We start from the raw sequence: 12,510 nt of genomic DNA on the forward strand, positions 1-12,510 counted from the left end.
GACATCTATCTGCATAAGATATATATCCGCTTCCCCGCCAGGGATCCGGAGATGAAGCTGATCACCAAGCCCCATTCTAGCCAACGGAGGCTGATAGAGATCCTCAGGGTGATAAACGCGGCGGAGAAGCCGATCGGCGCGAGGGCCATCTCCGACGAGCTATCCAGCAGGGGCTACGAGGTCGGGGAGCGGGCCGTCCGGTACAACCTGAAGATCATGGATGAGCTGGGGTTCACGAAGAAGGAGGGTTACAGCGGCCGAGTCCTCACCCCCCTGGGGCGCCGGGAGCTCTCCGATGCCCTCGTCGACGACAGGGTCGGCTTCGTAAACGCCAGGATCGAGGAGTACATGTACCGGTCGAGCTTCGATCCCGGCTCTGAGAACAACAGGGTGGTCGTCAACACCAGCCTGCTGGATAAGAGGGACTCGGAGAGGGCCCTGGCAGCGATGAAGGCGGTCTTCGATGCGGGCTTTGCCGTCAGCAGGAGGGTTCTGATCCAGGACGAGGGGGAGGAGATGGGGGGGGCGGCGGTCCCCCGAGGTTTCCTGGGGATCTCGACCGTCTGCAGCATCACCGTCGACGGGATGCTCCTCCGGGGAGGGATCCCGGTGAATACCACCTTTGCGGGGGTCGTGGATGTGAGGGAGGGTTCCCTCTACCAGTTCACCGACCTCCTCGCCTATGCCGGGTCGTCCCTCGATCCCATCAGGGTTCTGATGTCCAGGAAGGCCGCCCGGATCACCGGGGCAGTCAAGACAGGGAACGGCGGCCTTTTGGCCAACCTGAGGGAGATCCCGGTCGCCGCCATCGGACAGGCCCGGGAGTTGCTGGAGATGGCGAAGGGGGCCGGCATCGACGGGGTGATGAGGATCAGCGAGCCGGGGGAGCCGAACATGGGGTGTCCCGTAGGGGCCGGGAAGGTGGGGATCGCCCTATGCGCCGGGGTCAACGCCGTCCTGGCGGCGGAGGAGCTGGGGGCTGAGATCAGGACGACGCCCATCTCCTCCATCCAGGAGTACGGCAGGATGAAAGAGCTCCGCTGAGGCTGACCACAGGGTATAAGATCTGCGGTGACGAGGGGTCTCTTGTGGGGATTTTGATTCGCGAAGCCCGAATTCTGATGGCTCCGCTCCTGATCTCGGCGGCCCTCGTCGCCACTTTTATGGCCGTCGCCACAGGCGACCCGTCCGAAAGCTCCGACGTAGTCCACCTTGGATCAGGCCCCCGTCCCATCTACAGGATCGGATACTCTGGGGATGGCTCCGTCGGCATCGACGAGCTGATCGAGCAGGCCCATATCAGCGTCGCGAAGGGGGCGGGCGATACGGCCCCCTCAGGCCTCTCCTCAGATTCGTTGTCACTTTCGCCGTCCTCACCTCTGGAGGCTCCGGAGTTCGACCCTCCATCAGAGGTGGGCGGAGCAAGTCCGCCGCAGCTCGCATCCGACGGAGGATCTGGCACCACCACCTCCACAGCTGCGGCCAGGATCGGCGATGAGAAGCCCCCCTATGTGAGGGTTCCCGTCGTCTCCGACCCCTCCGGCGCGGAGGTCTACATCGACGGGATCTATAGCGGCATCACCCCCTTCATCGCGACGGTGGAGCCGGAGAGCCACCTGGTGGAGGCCTACCGCGAAGGCTATTGGAACTGGTTCAACGTCATCGAGTTCACCCCCTCTACGGGGACTGTTCCCATCACCCTCACCCCCCGGGAGCCGGCGTCCAAAGGGACGGCGGAGGTGGAGGCGGCCCAAAACCTCTCGTCCCTCGAGGCGGCGAACCCCGCGGCAGGGGAGAACGGCTCCCTGGAGTTGAGGCCGCTGCTCCCCGATGAGGCGGACTTTCTGGAGGCGAACTACAGGAAGCTCCTGATAGTCGTGGCCCTCCTCTCCTTCCTGATCGGATCGGGGAGCATAGCCAGCTGGGCGAGGTCGAGGCTCACCACCTCCATCAGGATCAGCTTCCCCCGCGACGGCGAGGACCGGTGGGCAGGCCTGGTGGAGGGTCAGGCGAGCCGGATCCGCGGCTCCAAGAGGCAGGTCTACGTCCTGGTCAGGTACGACGACGAGCACCTCCAGGTGAGGAGGAGGGTGGAGCCGAACCGCGACGGTCGCTGGTCCACCCGGTGCGACGTCGAGGAGGGGACGGTCTACAGGATATACGCGGTGGTGGTGGACAGGCCCCTCCCCGAGGGGGCTTACCTGGAGGAGATCCCGCCCCACCGGGCCATCTCGGAGGTCGGGCCGGTGACGGGGAAGGGGAAGCCCCAGAAGCCCCCCGATGGTAAAAACCCCTCTCCGGATTCGGACCCCGGATAAGGTTTTATATGTGGATGGGGCGTAGTGGTGGCCTGTTCAGTTGCGAGGAGAAAAAAATGGACTTCAGAGTCGTTATCTGTGATCCCCAGAGCGGGAAAGCTTACCAGGTGGAGGCGAAGGACGCCGCCGCCAACAAGTTTCTCGGCCGAAAGGTCGGCGACGTGATCGATGGAGACGCCGTGGGGATGCCCGGCTATTCGATAGAGATCACCGGCGGAAGCGATCGTGAGGGGTTCCCCCTCCGTCGCGACCTTCCCGGCTCCAAGAGGAGAAAGGTCCTGATCGCCGGCGGCACAGGATACAATCCCTCGGAGAAGGGGCGGAGGAGGAGGAAGTCCGTCCACGGCCGCGACATCTCGGCGGACGTAGGCCAGATCAACGTCAAGATCGCCGAACGGGGCGCAAAGCCGGTGGAAGAGCTCCTGGGCGTCTCCCCCTCGGAATGAGCCGACGAGGCCCTGAAAAGATGCCTTTCTTCCAAAGGACCCCCGGTCCGGTAAGCTGGCGGCCGCGGGGCGATCGGCATCCTTTTGGGGCCGGGGTAACGGCCCACCACGAAGCTAAAGGCTCCCTTTACGGCTTCAGATGGGGATGATGGAGGACTTGATTATGGCAGAAGAGGCCCATCAGCCAGAACCCCCGCCTAAACCTCTGCGAGGTTCGACTCATGGTCGAGGTCGAGGCGAAGGAGGAGGGGTCGCTCCTCTCCAGGGCAGCTCTGGAGAGTTCGGTTTTAGTGGCCATGCCGTCGGATCTGGGGGTCGGCGGCGGCTTGGTTCCGGCCCTGGGTAGGATCTCCAAGATCGTAAAGCAGAGCTTCTTCGCCCTCGTCATCTGCTCCGTCACCTCCATGGTGGCAGGCTTCTCCCTCGCCAAGATGTCCCCTCTTTTGGCCCTCTACCCCGGCCTGATAATTCTGATCCCCGGAGCCATAGACATGCGGGGGACGATCTTTGGGACCTTCGGGGCGAGGCTCGGGACCAGCCTCCACACCGGCGAGATCTCCCCACCCCTCGCGAGGTCCGAGCCCCTCCGCCAGCAGGTGGGGGGGGTTGCGGTCCAGGTCCTCTCGGTCTCCTTGATCCTCGCCCTGGTGGTGAAGGGGTTGGGCCTCGCCGTCGGCCTCGATACCCTGAGCATCTACGACCTCGTCCTCATATCGGTATTGAGCAGCATCTTCTCCGGCCTGATCCTCCTGGGGTTCACCCTCCTCGTGATAGAGAAGAGCTTCAGGAGGGGTTGGGACCCCGACAACATCTCCGTTCCCTTCATCACCGTCGCGGGGGACGTGATAACGATACCCATCCTCTTCGGGACTGCCATCTTCGTCACCTCCCTCGGCCAGCCCTTCACCGGGGCTGGGACCCTCCTCTTCCTCTTCATCTCTACCGCCGCCGCGGTTTACAGCATCGGCTCAAACCATCAGCTGATGGCGAGGATAGTGAGACAGTCGATGCCGGTCCTCATGATCGCGACCCTCTTCAGCACCGTGGCGGGGCTCTTCATGGGGGTCTACGAGGAGATGCTCCTTGCCTTCTCGACGATACTCTTGCTGATACCGGTCTTCAACGCCGTCGGCGGGAACCTCGGGGGCATCCTCTCCTCCCGGCTCACCTCGGCGTATCATCTGGGTCTGATCAAGATGGATGGGAGGCTCGAGGGGGAGACGAAGATAAACTTCGGCTGCACCCTCGTCCTCTCTGCCTTCCTCTTTCCCACCCTCGGCCTCCTCGCCTTCGTCGTATCCAGGGCCTCCGGGATGGACGCCCTCGGCTTCGGGGACCTCCTGATGATCTGCCTCTTGGCCGGGCTCTTCACCACCCTCCTCGCCATCTTCGTCACCTACTACTTTACTTACTTCTTCGTCAAGATCGGTGTCGATCCCGACAACGTGACGATACCCACCATCACGAGCATGATGGACGTCCTCGGGACAGCGTCTCTAATCCTCGTGACCATGGCCGTCGTCTCGACCTGATGGGTCCCGATGTGGAGGAGAAAAAGGACAAGAAAGGACAAAAAGGGCAAGGAGAGGACGAGGAACGGGCAAGGAAAGGGGGTGGAAAGGGCGCCGGAGTTGGGGAGTCTCATCGGCTCGCCATCAGGTCTCCGACCCTCTCCAGGGCTTTCGGTATCTGTCCCCTCATGATCGCCTTCATCTGGTCGGGGGGAAGGATGCCGAAGAGGGCGTCCATCAGCCGGTCGCTCTTCATCATCCCATCGACGACCTCCCGGATCCTGACGGAGTTGGCCAGCTCCCGCCCCATCTCCTCCGCGATCCATTCCGGGTACTCCTGGAGGGCGGCCTCGCCCCCGATGTAGCGGGCCGCCACCTCTCCCGCCGCCCGCCCCCCCACCATCGCCAGGGGGATGCCTCCGCCGGAGGTGGCCATCACCATCCCCGCGGCGTCCCCCGCCAGGAGGACGTTCCCCCTCTGGATCGCGGGGGGCATCCCCCCGGCGGGGACGAGACCCCGCATCACCGCCGTGACGGACCCCTCCTGGAGCTTCTCTTTCGCTATCGGGTGCTCTGAGATGAAGGAGTCGAGGACTTCGCGAAGCCCCCGCCCCAGGAGGTAGGGGGGCCTCGTCCCGACCCCCACGTTTGCGACGTCCTCTCCCAGAGGTATGATCCAGGCGTACCCTCCGGGGGCGGACGCCGTCCCGAAGTACATCTCGGCGGCGGCAGGGTCGATATCCACCCCCGCCATCTCGTACTCGAGGCAGACCCCCACCTCCCCCCGCGCGGCCAACCCCGCGCCCCGGGCGGTGGCGGAGCCGGGGCCGTCGGCTCCGATCACCACCTCCGCGTCCATCGTTCCGGAGGCCCTACCCGAGAGGTGGAGCCTTCCCTCCTGAAGCTCCGCCCTGACGCCGACGAGGACCCGGGCTCCGGCCCTCGCCGCCCGCCACGCCAGGTGGCGATCGAAGGACCTCCGGTCGATCACCCTCCCGAGGACGGAAAACTCCTTCGACCTCCCCGAGGGGGAGCAGATCCTCTGGACCCGGGTCCGGTGGAGGACGAGCCCCTCGGGGAGGTCGGCGAGGGCCTCGGGGATCTTTGCTTTCGGTAGGAGGCCCTCCAGCTCCTCTATCTCGGGGAGGAAGCCGCCGCACTGGACTGGGGATCCTATCTCCCTCTTTCTCTCGATCAGGACGACCTCGGCCCCCAGCCGCGCCGCCGTCTCCGCGGCGACGGAGCCCGCCGGCCCCGCCCCCACCACCGCCACCTCGACCTCATCCAGGCCGCCAGCCATCTCCATCACCCGACGGGGGTCGCCGAGAGGCCGAGCTCCAGGAGGGTCTTCTGGATCTCCTGGTAGGAGAGGTAGATCTCGTCCTTCTGCCTCTCGATCATCTCCCTCTTCGGCTCCGCCGAGAGCCAGATCGAGAGCCGGTCTCCCCGGACCATCTTCACCGAGGCGAGCATGTCCGGCTGGGTGAGCCTGTAGATGGTGTCCTTGCCGGTGAGCTCATGCCAGGCCTGGTGCTCTGCCTCCAGCCGCCCCAGAAACTCGCTCCAATCGAGCCTCTCCTCGATCCTGCCGCCGTCGGCGAGGATCGGCGTGAGATCTAGGCGGAGGTGGAGGTGGGCCCTCTCCCCCGAGACCTTCTCCTCGATCTTCCTTGCGATCTTTCCGTACTCCGGATCGGTCCGGTCGGCGGCGAGGGCTCCGTCGCCGTAGACTTCCCTCCCGACGTCCTCGAAGAACGGCGCAAGCCTCGCCGCCTCGGGCCTCGCCGTCGCGAGGGAGACCCCGACGAAGACGAGGGCGCTGAGGGAGAGGCCTATGAGGACGCCGTGCTCCGCCAGGAAGCCGCTCGCGGCGATATCGGGGAACGCCGCCTCCAGGGGTGCCTTCAGGACGAGCTTCTCGTAGGATATGAGGGCTATTTGGGTTCCTCCACCGACGATCACCGCCGCCAAGGCCCCCCATCGGGTCGCCCGCTTCCAGAAGAGGCCGCCGATGATCGGAAAGAAGTAGGAGGTGGTCCCGATCACCGTCGCGATGATCACCGCCTCGACGATGCTCTCGACGTGGAGGGCCACGGCTGCGGCGATGGCGATCATGACGATGACGAGGGCCCTGTTGATCACCAGCATCTCCTTCATGCTCGCCTGGGGCCTGATGTGCCTCTGGACGATGTCCCGGGAGATGCAGGAGGCACCGGAGGTGGCGAAGGTGTCGGCGCAGGACATGGAGGCGGCGGCAAACCCTATCGCGAAGAGGGCGACGAGGCCGCCAGGGAGGCTCTCCTGGATGAAGGTGAGGTAGAGCATCTCGGCCTCGATCTCGCCGGCGGGGAGGGGATAGATCCCCCGGAGGGCGACGGCGGCGACGAGGCAGGCGAGGTAGACGACTGCGAGAAGGACGGCCCCCAGGATGAGGCCGCGCCTGGCGGCCCTATCGTCCCGGGAGGCCCAGATCTTCTGCCAGGGGTCCTGCTCCGCGACCCAGCCGGGGAGGAGGGCTAGCTGGAGGACGAGGGCTCCGGTGACCCCCCCCAGGATGAAGAGGTTCCACCAGTCGGACCCGAGGGAGGCGGAGGCGGCGGCGAGGGTGATCCCCCCCGCCACCGAAGCCCTCGTCGCGAGGAAGGCGACGCCGACGGCGACCCCCGCCAGGAATAGGAACTGGACGGCGTCGGTCCAGACGACGGCCCGGAAGCCGCCGAGGCTGACGTATATCGATACCGCGACGGCCATCAGCAGGACCGCGTACAGGGGGGGGACCCCGAAGAAGGTCGCGAGGACGAGCTTGAACCCTATGAAGTCGGTCACCGCGAAGAGGACCATGGTGATGGCTATCGCCACCGCCACCGGGGCCCGGACGATGGGGTGGTACCTGATCTCCAGAAGCTCCGGCTGGGTCATGGCGGGGATCCTCCTGACCCTCTTCGCGATCCCTGCGATGATCAGAAGCCCCGCGACGTTGGGGAAGACCCAGACCCAGACTGACCCAACCCCTATGTAAAGAAAGAGGCCGGTCGCCAGGAGGAGGGCGGACGCCGTCAGCCACGAGGCTGCGGCCGATAGGCCGATGTTGGCAGCCCCGATCTCGCGCCCCGCCAGCCAGAAGTCCTCGACGGACCTCTGCCCTCGGGACGACCGGAGGCCGATCGCGATGAGGGCTGCTATGTACAGCCCCAGAAGGAGGAGGAAGAGGTGGTAGGAATCCATTCTGTCACCCCTCGTCCAGAGGGATCGCGAATATATAAGGGATGAGATCTCCGATTTTTCTAGCCGGATTAGCCCCCCCTGGATCTCATATCTCTGGGCCACGGCCGAAGGCACCTCATCTTGGAGGAGGATGGTCTCGCCCCCTTACCGCCCCTCGGCCCGCGGAAGACTTAAGGATGCGGCGCTCAAGTCTCTCCTGAGGTTCTTCTCATGAGAAGCGATATCACCAAGGTCGGGCCGGAGAGGGCGCCCCACCGGGCCCTCCTCAAGGGCACCGGCCTCATAGACGAGGAGATGGACCGCCCCTTCGTCGCGGTCGTCAACTCCTGGAACGAGTTCATACCGGGCCACATCCACCTCGACAAGATCGCCCAGGCGGTCAAGGCCGGGATCAGGATGGCGGGGGGGGTCCCCTTCGAGTTTCACACCATCGGCATCTGCGACGGCATCGCCATGGGCCACCGGGGCATGAAGTACTCCCTCCCCAGCCGGGAGATCATCGAGGACACCATCGAGGTGATGGTGGAAGCCCACCAGCTCGACGGGATGGTCCTCATCTCCTCCTGCGACAAGATCGTCCCCGGCCATCTGATGGCGGCGGGGAGGCTCGACCTTCCGGCGATAGCCGTCACCGGCGGCCCCATGTACCCCGGCTTCGCCTGCGATCAAGAGCTGGACCTGATCGACGTCTTCGAGGGGTGGCAGAAGGGGGGCGAGGTCCTGGAGGTGCTGGAGAACCTGGCCTGTCCGGGGGCCGGCTCCTGCGCCGGCCTCTTCACCGCGAACACCATGGCATGCCTGACGGAGACCCTCGGCCTGAGCCTCCCTGGCTGCGCGACCGCCCACGCCGCGGACGCCAAGAAGATGAGGATAGCGAAAAAATCGGGGCTCAAGATCGTCGAGCTGATCGAGAGGGGGATCACCGCTAGAGAGGTCGTGACCCGAAAGTCGATCGAGAACGCCATCCGGATGGACATGGCCATCGGCGGGTCCACCAACACCGCCCTCCACATACCGGCGGTCGCCTCCGAGTTTGAGATCGATATCGATCTTGAGGACTTCGATCGGTTGAGCCGGGAGACCCCCCACCTCGTCAACCTCCGCCCCGGGGGCCCCCACCACATCATCGACCTGGAGCGGGCCGGGGGGATCCCCGCCGTCATGAAGCGGCTTCAGTCGAAGCTCCACCGGGACGTCCTGACGGTGACGGGGAGGACCCTCGGCGAGGAGATCGCTGCCTTCAGCCCCGCAAACCCCGAGACCTTCGCGAAGGTCGTCAGGACCCTGGAGAGCCCTGTCCACCCCGAGGGCGGCATCGCCATCCTGAAGGGGTCCCTCGCCCCCGAGGGGTCGGTCGTCAAGCAGACGGCGGTCTCCCAGGAGATGAGAAGGCACACCGGGAAAGCCAAGGTCTACGACTCCGAGGAGGACGCCCTGGCGGGGATCGTCGGCGGCGAGGTGGTCGCAGGAAACGTCGTCGTCATCAGGTACGAGGGGCCCAAGGGCGGCCCCGGAATGAGGGAGACGCTCTCGCCGACCTCGGCGATCCAGGGGATCGGCCTCGGAAACTCCGTCGCCCTGATCACCGACGGCAGGTTCTCCGGCGGCACGAGGGGCCCCTGTATCGGCCACGTATGCCCCGAGGCGGCCGTCGGCGGTCCGATCGCCCTCGTCGAAGACGGCGACGAGATCAGAATCGACATCGACGCCCGGAGGATCGACCTTTTGGTCGACGCCGGGACAATCGAGGGGAGGAGGGGCGCCTGGAGGCCACCGGAGCCGAAGGTGGCGAAGGGGATGCTGGCGAGGTACAGCAGGTCCGTCACCTCCGCGAGCCGGGGCGGAGTTCTCAGGTAGGTGAGAGATGGCTCCTAAGGGCGCAAGGCCTCAGGAGGCGGGGAGCTCCCCGAGGGGGATCCGGTCTTTCGTCGCCGTCGACCTCCCCGGACCGATCCGCGACGGTATGGCCCGGGTCCAGGCGGAGATCGCCCTCCCCGGGGTGAGGCTCGTCAACCCCGGCCTCATCCACATCACCCTCAAGTTCCTGGGGGACGTCCCACCGTCGAAGGTGGGGAGGGTGGACGAGGCCCTCCGAAGGGTGAGGCGCTCCTCCTTCACCGCCCGGGTGCGGGGCGTGGGGGCCTTCCCCGGCCGGTCCATCCGGGTCGTCTGGATCGGCGCCGAGGGCGAGTTCGAGGGGCTCTTCTCCGCCGTAGAGGAGGCCCTGGTCCCCCTCGGTTTTCCCCGGGAGGGGCGGAGGTTCACATCCCACGCCACCATCGCCCGGGTCGCGAGGCCCGGCCCCGAGACGACCGCCCTCCTCGCCGAGAGGCTCGCCCCCTTCAGGGAGATCGACCTCGGCGAGTTCCGAGTCGAGGAGTTTTCCCTCAAGAAGAGCACCCTCACCCCCGGAGGGCCCATCTACGAGGATCTCGGATCCTTTCCTCTCTCCTCTGACTGAGGAGGTCCTCGCCAGGGTGAGGCCCTCCCCTGAGGAGCGGGAGAGGCTGGCGGCCGTCGCGGGGAGGATCATATCCTGGATCGAGGAGCTGATGAGGGCCGCCGGGATCGGGGGCGAGGCGGTCCTGGTGGGGTCCGCGGCTCGGGGGACCTGGCTCTCAGGGGACCACGACCTCGACGTCTTCATCGGCGTCCCCGAGGGGTCCTCCCTCCTCCCGGCCCTGGAGGTGGCGAGGCTCGTCGCCCCGGAGTTCGAGGAGCGGTACGCCGAGCACGCCTACGTCCACGCCCTCTTCGAGGGGTTTGAGGTGGACATCGTGCCGTGCTATCTGGTGGAGGACGCCTCAGAGATCATATCCGCCGTCGACAGGACCCCCTTCCACAGCCGGTACGTCTCGGCGAGGATACGGGGGCTGGAGGACGAGGTCCTCCTCTTGAAGCAGTTCATGAAGGGGGTCGGGGTCTACGGGTCGGAGCTGAGGATCGGCGGCTTCTCCGGATACCTGGCGGAGCTTCTGGTGATCCGGTACGGTTCGTTCGTCGGCGTCCTGGAGGGGTCCTCCCTCTGGCGGCCGGGGGAGGCGATCGATCTGGAGGACCACTCCAGCCGGTCCCACGAGGATCCTCTGGTGGTGGTCGACCCCGTCGACCCCGGAAGGAACGTCGCCGCCGCCCTCACCCTCGACAGGATGTTCGCCTTCGCCGCCGCGTCCCGTCTATTTCTGAGGGAGCCCTCCTTGGAGTTCTTCTTCCCGCCAGACCTTCCGCCCCTCCCTGACGAAGAGCTCCGCGAGGCCCTCGCGGAGCGGAGGAGCACCCTCATCCTCCTGGAGTTCGCCGCCCCGGACCTGGTGGAGGACGTCGTCTTCCCGCAGCTGAGAAAGGCGGAGCAGTCGGTCCGCGCCCTCCTGGAGAGGGGCGGCTTCTCCCTCCTCAGGTCCGACGCCGACTGGCACCGGGCCGTCCCGGTTCGCGATGATGGGGTGGGGGCGACCGGTCCGTCCGATGACGTCGGCGTCCTCCGGATCCTCCTCGAGCTGGAGGTCGCCCTCCTCCCCCGGGTCGAGAGGAGGGTCGGCCCCCCAGCCTGGGAGGCGGAGCACGCGAAGAGGTTCGTCGCAAGCCACCCCGCCCCTCTATCGGGCCCTTACATCGAGGGCGGGAGGGTGGTGGTGGAGGTGGCCCGGAAGTTCCTCAGAGCCGAGGACATCCTCCGGTCCCAGGTGGCGGGCCTCTCCTTGGGGCGCCACCTCGGCCCCTCCCTGAGGCGTGGCTACAAGATATACGTCGGCCAGGAGATCCTGGAGGTGAGGGACCCCGAGTTTCGGATCTTCATCGCCAGGTACTTCTCGGCGCGAGAGAAGGTCGGCTGATGACCATCCGCCCTCATCGGAAGCAGTTCCAGTAGGGGCTCATCGCCCTCTTCACCTCTTCTATCCTCTCCGCCGCCCTCGGGTCCTCCTCGCCGTCGATCCGGCCCGGGTCCTCCCCCGAGAAGCCCCTCAGGACGGCGACGATCGACTCGGCGAGGGCGGAGAGGTTGTAGCCTCCCTCGAGGGCGGCGACGAGCCTGCCGCCGCAGCATCGGTCGGCGACCTCCTTCACCGCCGCCGCCATGTATCCGAAGGCTCCGCAGGTGAGGTTCATGCCGCTGAGGGGGTCTGCCTGGTGGGGGTCCTGCCCCGCCGAGACGAGGACGATGTCGGGGTCGAACTCCAGCGCCAACGGCTTTAAGATCTCCTCGAAGGCGGCGAAGTAGCCCGAGTCCCCCGTTCCCCAGGGGAGGGGGACGTTCACGGTGAACCCCTCGGCGCCGTCCATCCCCAGCTCTTTTACCCGGCCTGTGCCGGGATAGTGGGGGAACTGGTGGGTGGAGAAGTACATCACCGACCTGTCGTCGTAGAAGATGGCGCTCGTCCCGTTCCCGTGGTGGACGTCCCAGTCTACGATCAGGACCCTCTCCATCCCCATCCTCTGGGCGAACCTAGCCCCTATCGCGACGTTGTTGAATATGCAGAACCCCATCCCCCGGTTGGGGAGGGCGTGATGCCCCGGCGGCCTCACCAGGGCGAAGGCGTTCTCCAGGCCGTCGTTCACCCGTTCTATGCCGGTGATCACCCCTCCCGCCGCCATGAGGGCCGCCTCATAAGATCGGCGCGAGACGACAGTGTCCAGGTCCAGGTATCCTCCTCCTCTCTCGGAGATGGTCCTGACCTGATCTATGTATCCGGGGGAGTGGACCGCTCTCACCTCCTCCAGGGTGGCGGGCCTCGGGGTGACGAGCTCCAGCTCCAGCCCCGAGGATCTTATCATCTCGAGGGCGGAGATGAGCCGCTCCTTCCTCTCGGGATGGCCGTCGGTCTCGTGCTCCAGGTAGATGGGGTGGTATATAAGGCCAGTTCGCGCCATAGAGCCACCTTTGTCGTCTCGGACGTAAAAACAATTCTCCCCGATCTTAAGGGGGCGTGGGGTTTCTGAAACTGAAATAATGGGCATATTTCCATTATTGTTCGATTATTACGGGATATTATCACGAATAAAACTATAATG

10 protein-coding genes are annotated in these 12,510 nt (G+C 65.7%); 7 read left to right on the plus strand and 3 right to left on the minus strand.

The genetic code is table 11. The annotated features are described in order from the left end of the window. Positions 1 to 51 precede the first annotated feature (51 nt). The 4 genes from MHAR_RS02850 to MHAR_RS02865 all read left to right on the plus strand — a co-directional run bounded on the left by MHAR_RS02850 (position 52) and on the right by MHAR_RS02865 (position 4,296). Positions 52 to 1,044 carry a DUF128 domain-containing protein gene (locus MHAR_RS02850; protein WP_014586115.1) on the plus strand — a complete coding sequence of 331 codons (993 nt, stop codon included), beginning with the start codon at positions 52 to 54 and terminating at the stop codon, positions 1,042 to 1,044. 77 nt (positions 1,045 to 1,121) lie between these two features. After that, positions 1,122 to 2,318 carry a PEGA domain-containing protein gene (locus MHAR_RS02855; RefSeq protein ID WP_048144294.1) on the plus strand — a complete coding sequence of 399 codons (1,197 nt, stop codon included), beginning with the start codon at positions 1,122 to 1,124 and terminating at the stop codon, positions 2,316 to 2,318. A 56-nt stretch (positions 2,319 to 2,374) separates the two neighbouring features. Beyond that, the gene (locus MHAR_RS02860; protein WP_014586117.1) at positions 2,375 to 2,764 is read left to right on the plus strand and encodes a 30S ribosomal protein S6e; all 390 of its coding nucleotides are present in this window, start codon (positions 2,375 to 2,377) and stop codon (positions 2,762 to 2,764) included. Positions 2,765 to 2,985: 221 nt separating this feature from the next. Then, complete coding sequence (locus MHAR_RS02865) at positions 2,986 to 4,296, plus strand: magnesium transporter (RefSeq protein ID WP_014586118.1); 1,311 nt, start codon at positions 2,986 to 2,988, stop codon at positions 4,294 to 4,296. Positions 4,297 to 4,405: 109 nt separating this feature from the next. On the opposite strand, the gene MHAR_RS02870 is transcribed toward MHAR_RS02865, so the two are convergent. Then, on the minus strand, positions 4,406 to 5,575 hold the full coding sequence (locus tag MHAR_RS02870; protein ID WP_014586119.1) for a geranylgeranyl reductase family protein: 1,170 nt from the start codon (positions 5,573 to 5,575) through the stop codon (positions 4,406 to 4,408). A gap of 5 nt (positions 5,576 to 5,580) precedes the next feature. Continuing rightward, positions 5,581 to 7,500, minus strand: coding sequence for a sodium:solute symporter family protein (locus tag MHAR_RS02875; RefSeq protein WP_048144780.1), 1,920 nt, complete (start codon positions 7,498 to 7,500; stop codon positions 5,581 to 5,583). Between the two features lie 210 nt (positions 7,501 to 7,710). Between MHAR_RS02875 and ilvD the strand changes: the two genes are divergently transcribed. Genes ilvD through cca form a run of 3 tightly spaced genes read left to right on the plus strand, consistent with a single transcriptional unit; the run spans position 7,711 to position 11,333 of the window. Then, entirely contained in the window at positions 7,711 to 9,357 is a 1,647-nt protein-coding gene (gene ilvD, locus MHAR_RS02880; protein WP_014586121.1) for a dihydroxy-acid dehydratase, read from the plus strand. A gap of 7 nt (positions 9,358 to 9,364) precedes the next feature. Further along, positions 9,365 to 9,961, plus strand: a complete 597-nt coding sequence (thpR, locus tag MHAR_RS02885; protein ID WP_014586122.1) for an RNA 2',3'-cyclic phosphodiesterase — start codon at positions 9,365 to 9,367, stop codon at positions 9,959 to 9,961. 16 nt (positions 9,962 to 9,977) lie between these two features. Beyond that, a complete protein-coding gene (gene cca / locus MHAR_RS02890; protein WP_014586123.1) occupies positions 9,978 to 11,333 on the plus strand; it encodes a CCA tRNA nucleotidyltransferase in 1,356 nt (451 codons plus the stop codon). Positions 11,334 to 11,346: 13 nt separating this feature from the next. Here the strand turns inward: cca and MHAR_RS02895 are convergent, their stop codons facing one another. Continuing rightward, positions 11,347 to 12,369, minus strand: coding sequence for a histone deacetylase family protein (locus tag MHAR_RS02895; protein WP_014586124.1), 1,023 nt, complete (start codon positions 12,367 to 12,369; stop codon positions 11,347 to 11,349). Positions 12,370 to 12,510 lie beyond the last annotated feature (141 nt).

The sequence above is a fragment of the Methanothrix harundinacea 6Ac genome (genome assembly GCF_000235565.1).
Classification (GTDB): Archaea; Halobacteriota; Methanosarcinia; order Methanotrichales; family Methanotrichaceae; genus Methanocrinis; species Methanocrinis harundinaceus.